The 15,654-nt window shown below is 68.9% G+C and carries 18 protein-coding genes and 1 tRNA gene; 13 read left to right on the top strand and 6 right to left on the bottom strand.

Annotation, left to right across the window (positions count from 1 at the left end; all coding sequences use genetic code 11):
* Positions 1–88: 88 nt before the first annotated feature.
* The 3 genes from ftsZ to DV709_RS06210 form a co-directional block, all read right to left on the bottom strand.
* Entirely contained in the window at positions 89–1,288 is a 1,200-nt protein-coding gene (gene ftsZ, locus DV709_RS06220; RefSeq protein WP_117592682.1) for a cell division protein FtsZ, read from the bottom strand.
* Between the two features lie 4 nt (positions 1,289–1,292).
* Positions 1,293–1,481 carry a ribbon-helix-helix domain-containing protein gene (locus DV709_RS06215; protein WP_117592680.1) on the bottom strand — a complete coding sequence of 63 codons (189 nt, stop codon included), beginning with the start codon at positions 1,479–1,481 and terminating at the stop codon, positions 1,293–1,295.
* 210 nt (positions 1,482–1,691) lie between these two features.
* Positions 1,692–2,210 (bottom strand): zinc-ribbon domain-containing protein, encoded by a 519-nt coding sequence (locus DV709_RS06210; protein ID WP_117592678.1) that lies wholly within the window; start codon positions 2,208–2,210, stop codon positions 1,692–1,694.
* A 116-nt stretch (positions 2,211–2,326) separates the two neighbouring features.
* Here DV709_RS06210 and DV709_RS06205 point away from each other — a divergent pair.
* A tRNA-Tyr gene (locus DV709_RS06205) sits at positions 2,327–2,400 on the top strand.
* A 284-nt stretch (positions 2,401–2,684) separates the two neighbouring features.
* Here the strand turns inward: DV709_RS06205 and DV709_RS06200 are convergent.
* Complete coding sequence (locus DV709_RS06200; protein ID WP_157972668.1) at positions 2,685–2,984, bottom strand: hypothetical protein; 300 nt, start codon at positions 2,982–2,984, stop codon at positions 2,685–2,687.
* A 148-nt stretch (positions 2,985–3,132) separates the two neighbouring features.
* On the opposite strand from DV709_RS06200, the gene DV709_RS06195 reads away from it, so the two are divergent.
* The 4 genes from DV709_RS06195 (at position 3,133) to DV709_RS06180 (ending at position 6,955) form a co-directional block, all read left to right on the top strand.
* Positions 3,133–4,122, top strand: coding sequence for an aldo/keto reductase (locus DV709_RS06195; protein WP_117592674.1), 990 nt, complete (start codon positions 3,133–3,135; stop codon positions 4,120–4,122).
* A gap of 90 nt (positions 4,123–4,212) precedes the next feature.
* Positions 4,213–5,235, top strand: a complete 1,023-nt coding sequence (locus tag DV709_RS06190) for a Gfo/Idh/MocA family protein (protein ID WP_117592672.1) — start codon at positions 4,213–4,215, stop codon at positions 5,233–5,235.
* A 65-nt stretch (positions 5,236–5,300) separates the two neighbouring features.
* Positions 5,301–5,705 (top strand): DUF5789 family protein, encoded by a 405-nt coding sequence (locus DV709_RS06185; RefSeq protein ID WP_117592671.1) that lies wholly within the window; start codon positions 5,301–5,303, stop codon positions 5,703–5,705.
* A gap of 68 nt (positions 5,706–5,773) precedes the next feature.
* The gene (locus tag DV709_RS06180) at positions 5,774–6,955 is read left to right on the top strand and encodes a M24 family metallopeptidase (protein WP_117592669.1); all 1,182 of its coding nucleotides are present in this window, start codon (positions 5,774–5,776) and stop codon (positions 6,953–6,955) included.
* 24 nt (positions 6,956–6,979) lie between these two features.
* Here DV709_RS06180 and DV709_RS06175 read toward each other — a convergent pair whose 3' ends face one another.
* Positions 6,980–8,584, bottom strand: a complete 1,605-nt coding sequence (locus DV709_RS06175; protein WP_117592667.1) for a right-handed parallel beta-helix repeat-containing protein — start codon at positions 8,582–8,584, stop codon at positions 6,980–6,982.
* A gap of 172 nt (positions 8,585–8,756) precedes the next feature.
* Here DV709_RS06175 and DV709_RS06170 point away from each other — a divergent pair, with 172 nt between their 5' ends.
* The 8 genes from DV709_RS06170 (at position 8,757) to DV709_RS17660 (ending at position 14,712) form a co-directional block, all read left to right on the top strand.
* Positions 8,757–9,434, top strand: a complete 678-nt coding sequence (locus DV709_RS06170) for an HAD family hydrolase (RefSeq protein WP_117592665.1) — start codon at positions 8,757–8,759, stop codon at positions 9,432–9,434.
* On the top strand, positions 9,434–10,387 hold the full coding sequence (gene cbiB, locus DV709_RS06165; protein ID WP_117592663.1) for an adenosylcobinamide-phosphate synthase CbiB: 954 nt from the start codon (positions 9,434–9,436) through the stop codon (positions 10,385–10,387). Before DV709_RS06170 ends, cbiB begins: the two co-directional genes overlap by 1 nt.
* Positions 10,378–11,157 carry an adenosylcobinamide-GDP ribazoletransferase gene (cobS, locus tag DV709_RS06160; RefSeq protein WP_117592661.1) on the top strand — a complete coding sequence of 260 codons (780 nt, stop codon included), beginning with the start codon at positions 10,378–10,380 and terminating at the stop codon, positions 11,155–11,157. The genes cbiB and cobS overlap by 10 nt, the downstream gene beginning before the upstream one ends.
* Positions 11,157–11,753, top strand: a complete 597-nt coding sequence (locus tag DV709_RS06155) for an NTP transferase domain-containing protein (RefSeq protein ID WP_117594160.1) — start codon at positions 11,157–11,159, stop codon at positions 11,751–11,753. The genes cobS and DV709_RS06155 overlap by 1 nt, the downstream gene beginning before the upstream one ends.
* The gene (locus DV709_RS06150) at positions 11,744–12,733 is read left to right on the top strand and encodes a nicotinate-nucleotide--dimethylbenzimidazole phosphoribosyltransferase (protein WP_117592659.1); all 990 of its coding nucleotides are present in this window, start codon (positions 11,744–11,746) and stop codon (positions 12,731–12,733) included. Before DV709_RS06155 ends, DV709_RS06150 begins: the two co-directional genes overlap by 10 nt.
* Positions 12,723–13,730 (top strand): threonine-phosphate decarboxylase CobD, encoded by a 1,008-nt coding sequence (gene cobD / locus DV709_RS06145; protein WP_117592657.1) that lies wholly within the window; start codon positions 12,723–12,725, stop codon positions 13,728–13,730. Before DV709_RS06150 ends, cobD begins: the two co-directional genes overlap by 11 nt.
* Entirely contained in the window at positions 13,723–14,460 is a 738-nt protein-coding gene (locus DV709_RS06140) for an adenosylcobinamide amidohydrolase (protein ID WP_117592655.1), read from the top strand. Before cobD ends, DV709_RS06140 begins: the two co-directional genes overlap by 8 nt.
* Positions 14,461–14,541: 81 nt before the next feature.
* A complete protein-coding gene (locus tag DV709_RS17660; protein WP_157972667.1) occupies positions 14,542–14,712 on the top strand; it encodes a hypothetical protein in 171 nt (56 codons plus the stop codon).
* A 46-nt stretch (positions 14,713–14,758) separates the two neighbouring features.
* On the opposite strand, the gene DV709_RS06135 is transcribed toward DV709_RS17660, so the two are convergent.
* Entirely contained in the window at positions 14,759–15,520 is a 762-nt protein-coding gene (locus DV709_RS06135; RefSeq protein ID WP_117594157.1) for an SDR family NAD(P)-dependent oxidoreductase, read from the bottom strand.
* Positions 15,521–15,654: the final 134 nt, after the last annotated feature.

Below are 15,654 nucleotides of genomic sequence, written 5' to 3'. Positions count from 1 at the left end.
CCTTCCCGCTCTCTCCCGCTCACGAGGCGTCGCTCGCCACCTACATTCGGGTTTCTGAGAACAGCGTACGGTCGAAGTCGCCGAGCAGTTAGCGGATGACGTCGAGGCCGTTGTTGCGTTCGACCTCGTCCTGTCCGCCGTCGGACTGCCACGAACCGTTCGGATTCGTGCTCGTCCGACGCTGTCGGTTCTGACTCGTCTCGAACTCCGAACCGCCCGAACTCCCGTCGAGACTGGCGCGCGAGCGGTCGGCCTGCTTCTGGGTCGTCGGGCCGAGCACCTGCGCGCTCTGGACGCCGGTCATGATGGCCATGACGCGGACTTTCCCTTTGTACTCCTCCTGGATGCGCGCGCCCCAGATGACGTTGGCGCTCGCTTCGAGGCGTTCGGTGATGTTGTCGGCGATGCCCTCGGCCTCCTTGAGCGTGAGGTCGGGGCCGCCGGTGATGTGGACGAGCCCGCCGGACGCCCCGCGGTAGTCCACGTCGAGAAGCGGGTGGTTCATCGCGTCGCGAACCACTTCTTCGGTCTTGTTCTTGTCCTGCGTCTCCCCGACCAGCATCACGGCGACGCCACCCTGGTTCATGATGGTGGACATGTCGGCGTAGTCGAGGTTGATGAGCGACGGCTGAGTGATGGTCTCCGAAATCCCCTTGACGGTCTCGGCGATGATCTGGTCCATCACCGAGAACGCCTTGCCGATCGGGAGGTTCGGGACGTAGTCGAGCAGGCGGTTGTTGTCGAGGACGATGATGGAGTCCGCCTCGTTGCGGAGTTTCTCCAGCCCTTCTTCGGCTTTCACCGTCCGGGCACGCTCGACGTTGAACGGCGTCGAGACCATGCCGACGACGATGGCGCCCTGTTCTTTGGCGATCTTCGCGACGACGGGAGCGGCACCGGTGCCGGTGCCGCCGCCCATCCCGGCGGTGACGAACACGAGGTCGGCTTTGCCGAGAACCTCTTTGATGGTTCCCTGCGCCATCTCGGTCGCCCGTTCGCCCATCGAGGGGTCGCCGCCGGCACCGAGGCCGGAGGTCAGCGACTTGCCAACGAGAATCTTCGTGTCGGCCTCGATCATCTTCAGGTGCTGTTTGTCTGTGTTGATAGCGACGGTGTCGGCGCCCTCGACGCCGATGTTGTAGAGGCGGTTGATGGTGTTGTTCCCAGCACCACCGCAGCCGACGATGACGATACGGGGTTCGCCGAACTCGTCGTCGTCGCTCTGCGCCTCCATGTCGCGCTGCTCGGCTTCGGCGTTTTCGAGTGCGTCTTGAACGATATCTTGCATTCGATTACACCTTCGCCCAGCTGCGCTTGGTGCGCTCGGGACGTTTTGCGTCGCGTTCTTCGGCCTGCTCATTGAGCATCTCGCGGACGGCCGAACGGATGGCTTCGCTGCGGTTCGGGAACTCTCCCGTTTCCACCATCTGTTCGACTTCCTCGATCTGCTGCTTCGGAATTCGTAGTGTCACACGCTCCATATTTGCATTCCCCCGGTAAGACGGTCGGGCACATGCCCGACAGTGTCATCACGCGCCGAAATCGCACGAGGAGGGCGACTTTGCCCCACCGATTCCGGAGCGTAAGACGACCGTCTTACGCGAACGTAAGCACAGACCGATGGGATATAAATGTAACGGCGAATGTAAGACACGACCGTAGAACGGTGTTTACGCGGTCCTAGCGAGCCGTCACCGCCGTTCGAGAACGTCCGCCGCCGGAGTCCGTCGACCGCACCCCGGACAGAACGCCCAGTCCGAACGGACCTCGTCTCCGCAGTCGCAGAACAATCGGCGAGACGCTTTCTCACCGCAGTTCGGGCAGTACATCTGTCCGTCGGACAGCTCTTCGCCGCACTGGCTGCACGACTTCTCGTCCGCCGTCTCCGCTCCGTCGACGGTTGTCTTACGTTCTTCCGAGTCGTCGTCGTCGCTCGCACCGTCGAGGCTGATGTTGACGTTGACGTCCTGTGGTCGACGGTTCTCGGCCTGTCGGAGCCGCTCACCGACGAGTTCGTCGACGCGCTCGCGGACGAGTTCGTCGATACGCTCGGACACCGGTGCGACCGACCCCGCGTCCGCACCGGCCTCACGCTCCGACGCGTCGAGGTACGCACGAAGCGCCTCGCGCATGACCTCGCTCTTGGAGGCGTCTAACGCCTCCAGTCGCTCGACGAGGTCGTCGTCCGCGCGGAACGTGACTTTACTCATCTTCGTTGAGAGGAATTATGCGACACTATTTCAATCTTGCCCAATCCTCGTCATTCGTTCACGTACATCGCGCCGAACAGCAATCGTTATACCCGAGAATGCGGTACGACAGGGCACCGCTCTTAGCTCAGCCTGGCAGAGCAGCCGACTGTAGATCGGCTTGTCCCCCGTTCAAATCGGGGAGAGCGGACTGAACTTCAGCGCCGAGAGCGGAGCGAACCGGTGCTGAATGTGAAGGACTGCTCTCCCCGATTTGAGCACGGAAGTCACAGCCCGGGAGCGAACGTAGTGAGCGGCCCGGAACGTCTTCGCTCGTTCAATCACCGCGGCTTCGCTTTCGCTCGCCACGAGCCCTCGTTCACTACGTTCACAAGGACGGGGAGAGCGGACTTTTCCCGCGAACAGTGCGAGACTGGGGTTCTCGATTCGCTCACGAGGGAGGAGCGAGCAGCCTTTCCTCGGCTCTCGAACGCGTCATCTCCGTCGAACGCCCTCGGAGGTCGTCCACTTACCGCTCGAACTCAGAAAGAGACATCCCTCGAACGTCGTCGGGCGCTCACTCCCGGCGGGGTCGAGCCGAATCCGGAACGGTTCCTCCAGTGCGAACAGTTCGTGAACGACGTCGGCGTGCGCACTCGTCGTGAGTACGCCGTCGACCCACCCCTCGCTCGGGCGACGACGAACAGTGAGTGAGAGGTCCTCGGCGACGACACGGTCGCCGTGTTCGGACTCCACTCGAACTTCGTCGCCCTCGGCGGTGTCGTATCGGTCCACGACGTCAGTTAGCTCCGTGTACACCTGAGCACTGGGTTCGATGCCTCAGCGTGACAGTTCGTCCGCCGCGCCGTCGGACCCAGTCGACGCCGGACGATGCCGGTGTACGGACACTTACGGCGTTCGGATACTATCACGCAGGTACACCATGCGACACCGCGAACTCGGCACCACCGGTTACGACGTGACCGAAATCGGACTCGGAACGTGGAACATCGGCAGCGACTGGGGCGACGTGAGCGAGGAGGAGGGCCGCGAAGCCGTCCGCGCGGCGCTCGACGCCGGCGTCGATTTCGTCGACACCGCCGACGTGTACGGCGACGGCGCGAGCGAGCGGCGCATCGCCGAGGTGCTGGACGAAGCAGACGCCCGCGACGACGTGACCGTCGCCACGAAAGCGGGTCGGCGTCTCGACCCGCACGGAGCCGACGGCTACACGCACGGGAACCTCGAACGGTTCGTCGACCGGAGCCGCGACAATCTCGGCGTCGACTCGCTCGACCTGCTCCAGTTGCACTGCCCGCCGACGGAGGTGTACTATCGACCCGAGGTGTTCGAGGCGCTCGACGACCTGAAGCGAGCCGGAAAGATCGACCACTACGGCGTCAGCGTCGAGAGGGTCGAAGAGGGGCTGAAAGCCATCGAGTACGACGGCGTCGAGACGGTCCAGATAATCTTCAACCCGTTCCGACAGCGACCGGCCGAACTGTTCTTCCGAGAGGCCGCCCGACGCAGCGTCGGCGTCGTCGTCCGCGTGCCGCTGGCGTCGGGACTGCTCACCGGAACGCTCTCCGTCGACGACGAGTTCCCCGAGGACGACCACCGCAACTACAACCGCGACGGCGACGCGTTCGACGTGGGCGAGACGTTCGCCGGCGTCCCCTTCGAGACGGGCGTTCGCGCCGCCGACGAACTCGAACCGGCGGTGCCGGAGGACGCGACGCTCGCGCAGTTCACGCTCCGCTGGATTCTCTCGTTCGACGCCGTGAGCACCGTCATCCCCGGGTCGACCAGTCCCGAACACGTCCGCCAGAACGTCGTCGCCGCCGACCTCCCCGAACCGTCGGCCCGGCAGCACGAACGCGTCCGCGAGGTGTACGACGCGTACGTCCGCGACCACGTCCACCACCGCTGGTAGCCGGCCGGCCGGTGTCGTCACGGAGTCCCGACAACTCCGGGAACTGTCCCAACGACTATCGTACTCGTCGTCGTACTCAGTCAGGTCACGATGTCGGAGAAGACACACAGCGACGTCCCGATTCGAGTAGGTATCGTCGGTCTCGGCTACATCGGCACGACCGTCGGCGACGAGTTCGACCACCACCCGCAGGCCCGGGTCGCGGCGGTGTGCGACGTGGCCGAGTCCGCCCGCACCGACGCGGGCGAACAGTTCTCCGTGCCGATGGAGGCGCGCTACGAACAGTACGAGGAGATGCTCGACGGCGAGAACCTCGACGCAGTTCTCATCGGCACGCCGCACACGCTCCACTACGGCCAGGTCGTCGCCGCGCTCGAACGCGGCCTCCACGTCCTCTGCGACAAGCCGCTGACGACGGATTTCGAGCAGGCGAAGGACCTCTACGAGCGCACGCTCGACGCCGACGAAGTGCTGATGGTCGGCTACCAGCGCCACCTCAATCCGGCGTTCGTCGAAGCGCGAGAGCTGTGGACGGAGTCCGAGCGGACGCCGCGGTGGATAACCGCCGAGATCAGCCAGGACTGGGTCGACCGCTTCAGCGGGACCTGGCGCGCGAACCCCGACCTCAGCGGCGGCGGCTACCTCTACGACACCGGGAGCCACATCCTCGACGCCATCCTCTGGACGACGGACCTCACGCCGACGGCCGTCCGCGCGGACATGACGTTCGTCGACGACGAGGAGCGCGTCGACGAGCGCGCAGAGCTGTGGATCGAGTTCGAGGAGGGAGCCAACGCCAGCGTCTCGGTGTACGGGAAGACCCCGTGCACGCGCGAACACATCCACATCTGGGACGACGAGGGCGCGGTGTATCTCGACGGTCGCGAGTGGGAGGACCGCCAACTCACGGAGATAGACGCCGATAGCACGACGCACGCGCCGTATCTCGGCGGTCGGTCGCACCCGAACAAAGCCGAGTCGTTCGTCCGCGCCATCCGGGAGGGGACGGCCCCGCCCGCGACGCCGATGGACGGCCTCCGCGTCACGGCGGTCACCGAGGCGGCCTACGAGTCCGCCCGCGGCGACGGCGACTGGGTGAGCGTCGACCTCTAACCCGCGACGTCGGCTCGCCGCCCCCCGCCACTACGCCTTTTTGACTCCGCGCCGTACCGTGAGCCATGGCCGACGAACCCGACGAGAACCCCCGGACCGACCCGAGCCACGAGAGCGTCATCGAGAGCTCCCGGCAGCGGAAAGACGAGCGCGCGGACACCGTCGAGAACATCATGGACGAGGTGGACCGTCACCTCGAAGGTCAGAAGTTCCCGGTTCGCGGCGAGGAGCTCGCCGAGGAGTACGGCGGTCAGCCCGACGACATGCCGAACGAGACGGAGTCGCTCGGAAGCGTCTTCGACCGACTCGGACAGGACGAGGAGTACGAGTCCGCAGAGGAGGTCCGAGAGGCCGTCTACGGCGAGGTCACCGGCGAAGCCGGCGGCGAGAACGAGTACAACCCCGACCGCGAACTGCAGGAGATCGCCGAGGACGTCGTCGACGACGAGTCGAACACGAACGCGAACTGAGGCGGGAGATTCCGGAAGGCGGCGTCACCCATCCCCACCCTTTTGAGGGCCGAAAAGAAGGTGGCTGCATGGCGACCAGACTTCCTCCATCGGAGTTCGAAGCGCGCCTCGACAGCATCCGCGGCGCGCTCGCCGACACCGACGCCGACGCCGGCGTCTGGTTCGGCGCGACGAGCATCGAGTATCTCACCGGGTTCCACCACATCCAGACGGAGCGACCCGTCGTCCTCGCGGTGACGCCGAACCGGATCGAAATCACGGTGCCGCGACTCGAAGTCGAGCGCGTCGAACCCAATCCACGAATCGACGCCGTCCACCACTACTTCGACTACCCCGGCGGCGAACCGCTGAAGACGGCCGTCTCGATGCTCCGCGGGATGGGCGTCGACGCCGTCGCCGCCGACGGAGACGGCGCGCCCGGCGTGATGGGCTACGAGGGGCCGAAGCTCTCGGAGTTCCTCGACGTCGAGTCCCAGCGCTGGGTCGACCGGATGCGCTGGGAGAAGACCGACGCCGAGGTCGACCTCATCCGCGAGTCGGCGAAGTGGGCGAACCTCGGCCACCGCTACCTGGCCGACTACACCGAGGTCGGCGCGCATCCGGCGACGGTCAGCCAGCGGGCGTCGACGGACGCCTCCCGCGCGATGCTCGACACGCTCGGCGACCGCTACTCGGTTCGGGTCCGCGGCGACGGCCCCGTCCACGCGGGCTACATCAGCGGCGCCGAGACGGCGCTCCCGCACGGCCACACCCCGAACGAGCGACTCTCCGAGGGCGACGTGCTCATCACCGGCGCGTCGGCGAACGTCGACGGCTACCACTCCGAACTGGAGCGGACGATGTTCGTCGGCGAGCCCACCGACGAGCAAGCGCACTACTTCGAACTCATGCTCGAAGCGCAGACCATCGCCATCGAGGCGCTCGGCCCGGGCGTCTCCATCAGCCACGTCGACCAGGTCGTCTGGGACTACTTCGAAGAGCAGGGCGTGACCGACCTCGCCCAGCACCACGTCGGCCACAACATCGGCCTCGGCGGCCACGAACCGCCGTACATCGACCGCGGCTGGGACGAGGCGCAGGACGACCCCGCCGACGCCGAGATGGCCCCCGGACAGGTGTACACCATCGAACCCGGCATCTACACCGACGAGTTCGGCTACCGCCACTCCGACACCGTCGCCGTCACCGAACGCGGCACCGAGTGGCTGACGTTCTTCCCGCGGGACCTCGAATCGAACGTCATCCGGTAGCCGCGTCGCGTTCGCTTCCCCTCGCTACACGGACACGTCCAACCCCGTCACCCGCCGAATCAGCGCTTCGAGCACCGCCGGCTCCGACCGCGGGTCCGAGCGGTCGATGGTCCACACGTTCGCGGATTCGACGACGGTCACGTCGCCGTCGCCGTTGTCGTCGCCGTCGGTCAGCGCGACGACGACGCGCCGGACGTGGTCGAGTCTGATGCCGTTCGCGCCGTTCTCTCTGGTCGTGCTCTCGACGACGGCCGACGCCGTGACGCGCGTGAGTTCGACGCCGTTGTCGGCGTTCCCGTTGGCGACGTTGCGCACGAGCACCGCGCCGCGGGCGTCGGTCACGTTGATGCCGTCGGCCCCGTTGCGCCACACCCGGTTGTCGAGGAGCCGCGTCCCCGTCGACCGGTGGAGTCTGATGCCCTCGGCCCCGTTGTCGAACACGTCGTTGCGCTGGACGAGGTTCCGGTCGCCGCCGTAGTCGATCTCGATGCCGTCGTCGGCGTTGTCGCGGACGACGCTCCCGCGGACGACGTTCGCCGTCGCGTTTCTGAGCACGATGCCGTCGCGGACGCTGTCGGTGACGGTGTTGCCGACGATGCGGTTCCCGCGGGCACCGAGACGGAGCAGAATCCCGTCGCGGGCGCTGTCGGTCACCGTGTTGGACCGGACGAGGTTGTTCGACGCTTCCCCGCGGAGGAGGATGCCGTCGCTGCCGCTGTCGCGGACGACGTTCCCGACGATGCGGTTGTTCTCGGCGACGCCGACCGGGATGCCGTCGTTCCGGTTTCCGGTGACGGTGTTCCGGGAGACGGTGTTGCCGTCCGAGCGGGCCAGGTCGATGCCGTCGTCGAGGTTGTTCCGGACCGTGTTGCGGCGGATGACGTTGTCGTCGGCGTCGCGCAGTTCGATACCGTCGGCGTTCTCCAACCCGACGTTCTCGCGGACGAGGTTCGACTCCAGCAGGTTACCGCTGGCGTTGTCCAGGTCGATACCGTCGTCGACGTTCTCGTCGGCGACGCTGAGTCGAATCACGTTGTCGTCGGACCCGTTCCGGAGGAGGACGCCGTCGCCGCCGTTATCGCCGCCGTTGCGACGGAACGCGCTGCTCTCGATGCGGTTGTCGTCCGCGTCGTCGAGGACGATACCGTCGTCGACGTTCCCGTCGGCGCGCGTCGAGACGACGAGGACGCCGGTCGTCGAACGGAGTTGGACGCCGTCGTCGGCGTTTGCGACGGCGGCCACGCCGCGGAGCGACCCGCCGTCGACGCCGCGGAAGCGAACGCCCGCCTCGAACCCGGTGACGGTGAGGTTCTCGACGGTGACGTTCGTCACGCCGTCGGCGACGACGCCGACGCCGTCGCCGTCACCCGAGAGCGCGTGCCCGTCGCCGACGATTCGGACGTCGTCGGCGGTCACGCGCAGACACGGCTCCGACCCGTTCGCTCGGAGGTCTCCGCCGATTACGTACGTCCCGGCGGACGAAACCGACGTGCACTCCGAGAGTTCGACCGCGTCTCCGGAACCGTCCGGCGTCTCCGCTGTCGTCGCTCCGACCGTCCCCGCCGAAAAAACGACCGCGGCGACGACGACCCACGTCGCCACCCGGCGCGTCCTGGCTCTCCCGGACATCTGTCTCGTAAACGTAGTACCGCAGCTGTTGATTAAGATTCACATACTCTGCCCCGGAATATTGTGTCCGGCGTGAGTCTGTATCCGTCTCGTGTCTGTCAGTCGTTCCTGTCGGACGGGTCGAGGCCCTCGCACCAGTATCTTCAAGTTCGATTTGGCCAATCACCGTGCAGTGGCAGTCACGTTCGACCTCTTCGGGACGCTCGTCGAGGCGGAGTACCCGTCGGACCCCGCGGCCGCCGTCGCCATCGAACTCGAACGCGCCGGCGTCGCCGTCCCCGACGACTGGGGCGACGCGTACCGCGAGGTCCACATCGACGCACCCGAGGGCGCGGAGGTTCCCCTCCCGGCGCACGTCAGCGCCGCGCTGGGTAGCCGCGGCGTCGACGCGCCGAACAACGCCTCGCGCCGCGCCGTCGTCAACGCCTTCGACCCCGCGGTGCGGACCCGACCGGACGCGGTCGAGGCCGTCGCCGCCGCCGCCGAACGCGGCCCCGTCGGTCTGCTGTCGAACTGTAGCGTCCCCGAACTCGTCCGCCGGACGCTCATCCGGTCGGCCGTCCCGAACGACGCCTTCGACGCGACGGTGACGAGCGTCGCCTGCGGCTGGCGAAAACCCGACGCGCGGGCGTTCGAGACCGTCGCGTCGGCGCTCGACGCGTCCCCCGAGAGCCTCCTCCACGTCGGCGACGACGCCCGGACCGACGGCGGCGTCGAAGCCCTCGGCGGCGAGTTCGTCGACGTCGCCGAGACGCCGCTCGCCGCGCTCGTCGAACGGTTCCAACGGACGCCCACGGGCGACGGTGAGCGAACGCCCGCGGGCGACGGCCCGAGTACGGGGGCGGAGTGATGCTGTCGGCCGCGAGCGGCGCCGTCGTACTCGCGGCCGCCCTCGACTGGACGCTCCGCGAACCGCCGTCCCGCGGCCATCCGGTCGCGCTGTTCGGTCGACTCGTCGCGCCGGTCGACCGACGGTGGCAGCGACCGAAGTTCGTCGGCGTCGCCGCGGCGTTCGCGCTCCCGCTCGTCGCCGCCGGGGCGACGGCGGGCGTCGTCGGTCTCGCGGCGTTGGTCGGGTCGACGGCCGCGCTCGTCGCCGCCGGGTTCGCGCTCTTCTCGACGACGAGTCTCCGGATGCTCTTGGACGCGGCGGGGGGCGTCGTCGAGGACAGCGACACCGACCCCGAGACGGCTCGGCGGAACCTTCGCGCGCTCGCCGGACGCGACCCGACCGACCTCTCCTCGGGCGAACTGCGGAGCGCGGCCGTCGAGAGCGTCGCCGAGAACCTCGCCGACGGGCTCGTCGCCCCGCTTCTGGCGTTCGCGCTCCTCGCGCCGCTGTCGCTCCCGCTCGCGGCGGCCGGGGCGGCGTGGGTGAAGGCCGTGAACACGCTCGACTCGATGCTCGGCTATCGACACAAGCCGGTCGGTTGGGCGCCAGCGCGACTCGACGACGCGGTGATGTGGCTCCCGGCCCGCCTCAGCGCAGTTCTCGTCGCCGCCGCCGCGGGCGACGTGGGTGCGCTCTCGCGTGCACGCGAGTGGGCTCGGGCCCCTCCGTCGCCGAACTCGGGGTGGCCGATGGCGACGCTCGCGGCGGTGCTGGACGTCCGCCTCGACAAACCGGACGTCTACGTGCTGAACCGGAACGTCGCGCTCCCGACGCCCGCCGACGCCGACTACGGCATCCGCGTCGTCGCCGTCGCGGGCGGGTTCGCCTGGGGCCTCGCGCTCGCGGCGACGCTGTTGGCCGACCGCGTCCCCGTCGTCGTCCTCGCATCGGAGGTGGCAGCGTGGGTTTGAGCGCGCTGCGGGGCGGCGTCGCGTTCCTCACGCGCCTGCCGGTCGGCGGCGGCGAACGCGAGTGGGACGCGTTCCGGGCCACGCCCGCGATATTTCCGCTCGTCGGTTACCTCGTCGGCGCGCTGGCGGCGCTCCCGTTCACCCTGCTCTCCGCAGTTTCGCAACCTGGCACCGTCGCCGCGATGTATCTCGGGACGCTCTACCTCGTGACCGGAATCACCCACGCCGACGGCCTCGCGGACGTCGGCGACGCCGCGGTCGTCCACGGTGATACAGCGCGTCGCCTCGACGCGCTGAAGGACTCGCAGACCGGCGTCGGCGGCGCGCTCGCGCTCGCGCTCTCGGTGGTCGCGCTCGCGCTCGGTGCGTTCGGCCTCGCGACCGCGACGGGGAGTCCGGCCGTCGCCCTCCGCATCGTCGTCGCCGCGGAAGTCGGCGCGAAAGCGGGGATGGCGCTTCTGGTCTGTCTCGGCACGCCCGCTCACGAGGGACTGGGTTCGGCCGTCGTCGCCGAGAACGACGCCGCCGGACTGCTGCCCGTCGCCGCCGTCGCGCTCCCCGCAGTGCTGGTCGCGCCGTCGTCGGCGACGCCCGCACTCGTCTGCGCGCTGCTGTCGGGACCGGCCGTCGCGCTGCTGGTCCGCCGGTGGGCGACGGGTGCGGTCGGCGGGGTGTCGGGCGACGCCCTCGGCGCGACGAACGAACTCGGGCGCGTCGTCGGCCTCCACGCGGGGGTGGTCGCGTGGACAGCCGCTTCGACGCTCTTCTGATGTGCGGCGGGCGAGGCTCGCGACTCGGCGGCGAGACGGAGAAGCCGCTCGTCGAGATAGCGGGGAGTCCGATGGTCGACCGCGTGCTCGCGGCGCTGTCGGCGAGTCGCGTCGACGCGATTCGCGCCGTCGTCTCGCCGCACGCGCCGGAGACGCGCGAGCACCTCGCGGCCGCCGCCGACGCTTCCGACGCCGCCGGCGCCGGCGAGTTGCGAATTCTCGACGCGCCCGGCGACGGCTACGTCGAGGACCTCCAGTACGCGCTCGAACGCGTCGGGAGACCCGTGGTCACCGTCGCCGCCGACCTGCCGCTTCTCGCCGCCGAGCACGTGGACGACGCGCTCGGAGTCGCGACGGTCGACGAAGCGAGCGGCGACGCTCGCTCGGTCACGGTCTGCGTTCCCGAGGCGCTGAAACGGCGTCTGGGGGCGAGCGCGGACACGACGTTCGACTCCGACGGCCGAAATCTCGCTCCGACGGGGCTAAACGTCGTCGCGGTCGGAGAGGAGACTGTACACGTGAGCTACGACGCCCGACTCGCCGTGAACGTGAACCGCCCGCCGGACATCGCCCTCGCGGAGGCGCTGTGCGACTGATACTCGTCGCCGGCGCGACCGACACCGCGAAGATCGACGGCATCAGCGCCGCCGGTGCCGACTCGGAGCTTCTGGCGCACACGCCGAGCGCCGACCTCGAACTCGTCGAGTACGGCTCGCTCGTCCGCGCGCCCGAACTGCCGGTGAGTCCGACGGGGTGTCCCACGCCGGCGGCCGTGACGCGGGCGGTTCGGGAGCTTTTGGACCTCGACTTCCTCGCCGTCGACGCCGGGCTCTCGGTGCCGACGGGCGCGCCGACGGTGAGCGTCGGTGCGAAGCGCGGCCGCGACGTCCGCGAGGCCGACCCGGTGCCGACCGCCCCCGGGTCGTTTCTCGCCGCCCGCCGGCTAGGCCGGACGCTGCCCGACGAGGAGCTCGTCGTCGGCGAGACGATTCCCGGCGGGACGACGACGGCACTCGGAACGCTCCGCGCGCTCGGCGAGGAGTGGACCGTCTCATCGTCGTTCCCCGAGAACCCGATGGAGCTCAAATCGTCGGTCGTCGCGGAGGGACTCGACGCCAGCGGCATCGACATCGGCGAGTTCGCCTACGAACCGCTGTTGGCGGTGCGGGCGATGGGCGACCCGGTGTTGGCCGTCGTCGCCGGACTCGTCGCGGGCGCGCTCGACGCCGGGAAGGACGTGACTCTCGGCGGCGGAACCCAGATGCTCGCGGCCGCCGCCGTGGTCCGACACGAGGGCGTCACCGGCCCGCTGACGCTGGCGACGACGAGCTACCTCGCCGACGACGTTCCCGCACTGACGGCCGCGGCGGACTCGCTCGACGCGGAACTGGTCGTCACCGACCCGGGGTTCGGCGAACGCGACGACGCGCTCTCGCGGTACGCCGCGGGGGAAGGCAAGGAAGGAGCGGGGATGGGCGGCGCGCTGCTTCTCGCCGACCGCGCGGGCGAGCTGAGACGCGTCGCCGAAAAAACAGTTAAGGTGGTCGACGCCGCGGGTGGTGCACATGGACCCTGAGGCCGTCGAAACCGTCGGTCGGGTACCGCACGGCGGCGTCGACGACCCGACCGTTCTGGATTTCAGCGCCAACACGAACCCGGAGCGCCCGCCGGGCGTCGTCGGCGTCTACGACGCGGCGCTGTCGGTCGCTCGGCGCTACCCCTCCGATTACTGCGAGTTCCGCACCGCGGCGGCCGAAACCGTCGGCTGCGAACCGCGGTCGGTGATTCCGACGCCGGGGGGGCTCGCGGCGATTCGACTCGCGCTCTCGGTGACGGTGCGCCCCGGCGACCGGGTGCTGATTCCCGCGCCGAGTTTCGGCGAGTACGCCCGCGAGGTGCGACTGCAGGGCGGCGACCCGCGCTTTCTGCACCACGACGAACTGCTCGACGCCGACCCCGTCGACTACGCCGCCGTCGTCGTCTGCACGCCGAACAATCCGACCGGCGAGGCGGCCGACCCCGACCGACTCCGCTCGTTCGCCGCCCGCTGTCGGGAGACGGACACGACGCTTCTGGTCGACGAGGCGTTTCTCGACTTCACCTCGCTTTCGAGCATGGCCGGCGAACCGGGCGTCGTCGTCGCCCGCTCGTTGACGAAGATGTACGGTCTTCCGGGGCTCCGCGTCGGGTTCGCGGCGGCGACCGGCGACCTCAGAGAGCGACTCGACACCGCGCGGATGGCGTGGTCGCTCGGAACGCCCGCCGCGGCAGTCGGCGCGCACTGCCTCGAACAGACCGAGTTCGTCGAGCAGACGAGAGAACGGGTCGAGCGCGAGCGCGAACGGATGCGCGCGGCGCTCTCTCGGCAGTTCGACGTCTACCCCTCCGACGCGCCGTATCTCCTCTTCGACGTCGGGCGGCGCGAGGTGTCGGACGTCGTCGACGCCGCGCGCGCAGAGGGCATCGCCGTCCGCGACGCGACGACGTTCCGCGGCCTCGACTCGCACGTCCGCGTCGCGGTCAAGCGCGAACGCGAGAACGACCGACTGCTCGACGCGCTGGCGGATGTCTGACCCCCGTTTCGAGGCGACGGTCAGAGACGGCGTGCTCCGCTTCTCGCGTCCGAACGCGCGCTGGCTCTCGTCGGGCTTCGACGGCGGCGAGTCGCGCGCCACCGCCGCGTACAACGTCACCGTCCCCGACGGTTTCTCGCGGACCGACCTCGCGGCGTTCGCCCGCGAGCGACGCGATGCGGTCGGCTTCGACGACCCCGGACCGACGCTTCTCACGGGCGTCGAGATGCGCCACGCGCGGCGAGCCCGACTCGGTTCGGTCGACGTCGTGGCGACTGCGGGCGTGTCGAATCCGGCGGCGTTGCCGGTGGAAGCGACGACTCCCGCGACGACTCATGCGACGACAGGCCGAGACGCAGACGCCGACTCGCCGCCCCGTCCCGGCACGGTGAACCTCCTCGTCGGGACGAGGCGCGCGCTCGAACCCGGTGCGCTGACCAACCTCCTGACGGTCGTCGCGGAGGCGAAGGCGGCGACGCTGCTCGCGGTGGCGGGTGTCCCGGGTACGACCAGCGACGCCGTCGTCGTCGGTTGCGACCTGTCGGGCGACCCGTCGCGGTTCTCGGGCAGTTCGACCGACGTCGGCGCGGCGACGCGGGCCTGCGTGCGCGACGCCGTCGTCGCGTCGCTGCAGTCGCGCTACGCCGACGAGGAGATGCCGACGAGCGTCGACGACGCACCCTACGGCGTCGTCACCGACGAACGGGCGAGCGTCTCGAAAATCGAGTGAGCGCGGGTCGGGACGTCCACCGAGTCGTCACCGCTCAGCGAAACGGATTTGACCGGCGGCGACTCAGCACGGACTACCGCCATGAACGTCACGCGTCTCCTCCACGTCGTCTGGTTCTTCCTCGCGCTCGTCGTCGCGGGACTGTTCGTCATCGAGGGAAAACCCGCGCAGACGCTCGTGTGGGGCTTCTCGGCCGTCGTCGCCGCGACGTTCTTCTGGAAGTCGCTGGAGGACGACGCGACGGAGGCGTGAGCGAGTCTGGAGCTCTCGAACCGGAGGCGGCCGTCGAGTGACGCGGTCACTGAATCGAGAAGCCGCCGTCGACCATCAGCGACTCGCCGGTGACGAAGGAGGCTTGGTCGCTGGCGAGGAAGGCGATGGCGTCGGCGACTTCGTCGAGTTCGCCGAGGCGGCGGAGCGCGTAGCCCCGCCGGGAGCGTTCGCGCGCCGCTTCGGGGTCGTCGAAGGAGTCGAAATACTGCTCGCCGAGGCCGCCTTCGACGAATCCCGGACAGACGGCGTTCGCGCGGACGCCGTGGGGACCTGCCTCGACGGCGACGGTGCGAGTGAAGTTGACGACCGCGCCTTTCGACAGCGAGTACGCGCCGAGGTGCGGCGACCCGATGACGCCCGCGAGCGACGCGACGTTGACGATAGCGCCCGACTCGCGGGCCTTCATCGTCGGCAAGGCGGCGGCACAACCGTTCCAGACGCCGGTGACGTTCACGTCGAAGACGAACTCGCGCTCGGCTTCGGTGAGGTCTTCGACCGGTTTCGGGACGTGACCGACGCCGGCGTTGTTGACGAGCACGTCGAGACCGGACTCCTCGTCGACGGCTTCGACCACGGAGACGAACGCTTCGCGGTCGCGCACGTCGAGTTCGTGAAACGCCGCACTCCCGCCGTCGCTCTCGATTCGGTCGACCGTCTCCTCGCCGCCGCGGCTGTCGACGTCGGTGACGACGACGTGCGCGCCCGCCTCCGCGAGTCTCGAAGCGGTGGCTCTGCCGATTCCCGATGCCGCGCCGGTGACGAGTGCCGTCTGTCCGTTCAATTGCACGACACCGAGTTCACGGGGAACCGACATAACATTCGGGACTGAACCGAGTTCGAGAGTACGTTCACCGAGTCGGACACAGCTTCCGAGCACATCGAGAGCCCGCACCGCCACGCCCGCCTCGGACCTCCCCCGAC

Origin of the sequence: Haloprofundus halophilus (assembly GCF_003439925.1) — an archaeon.
GTDB lineage: Archaea > Halobacteriota > Halobacteria > Halobacteriales > Haloferacaceae > Haloprofundus > Haloprofundus halophilus.
This window is presented reverse-complemented; position numbering and strand designations above follow the sequence as displayed.

Bases quoted from the DNA above. Each gene is read 5' to 3' on its own strand.
- ftsZ (WP_117592682.1), bottom strand. From the start codon at position 1,288: ATGCAAGATATCGTTCAAGACGCACTCGAAAACGCCGAAGCCGAGCAG.
- DV709_RS06215 (WP_117592680.1), bottom strand. From the start codon at position 1,481: ATGGAGCGTGTGACACTACGAATTCCGAAGCAGCAGATCGAGGAAGTC.
- DV709_RS06210 (WP_117592678.1), bottom strand. From the start codon at position 2,210: ATGAGTAAAGTCACGTTCCGCGCGGACGACGACCTCGTCGAGCGACTG.
- DV709_RS06195 (WP_117592674.1), top strand. From the start codon at position 3,133: ATGCGACACCGCGAACTCGGCACCACCGGTTACGACGTGACCGAAATC.
- DV709_RS06190 (WP_117592672.1), top strand. From the start codon at position 4,213: ATGTCGGAGAAGACACACAGCGACGTCCCGATTCGAGTAGGTATCGTC.
- DV709_RS06185 (WP_117592671.1), top strand. From the start codon at position 5,301: ATGGCCGACGAACCCGACGAGAACCCCCGGACCGACCCGAGCCACGAG.
- DV709_RS06180 (WP_117592669.1), top strand. From the start codon at position 5,774: ATGGCGACCAGACTTCCTCCATCGGAGTTCGAAGCGCGCCTCGACAGC.
- DV709_RS06175 (WP_117592667.1), bottom strand. From the start codon at position 8,584: ATGTCCGGGAGAGCCAGGACGCGCCGGGTGGCGACGTGGGTCGTCGTC.
- cbiB (WP_117592663.1), top strand. From the start codon at position 9,434: ATGCTGTCGGCCGCGAGCGGCGCCGTCGTACTCGCGGCCGCCCTCGAC.
- DV709_RS06155 (WP_117594160.1), top strand. From the start codon at position 11,157: ATGTGCGGCGGGCGAGGCTCGCGACTCGGCGGCGAGACGGAGAAGCCG.
- cobD (WP_117592657.1), top strand. From the start codon at position 12,723: ATGGACCCTGAGGCCGTCGAAACCGTCGGTCGGGTACCGCACGGCGGC.
- DV709_RS06140 (WP_117592655.1), top strand. From the start codon at position 13,723: ATGTCTGACCCCCGTTTCGAGGCGACGGTCAGAGACGGCGTGCTCCGC.
- DV709_RS17660 (WP_157972667.1), top strand. From the start codon at position 14,542: ATGAACGTCACGCGTCTCCTCCACGTCGTCTGGTTCTTCCTCGCGCTC.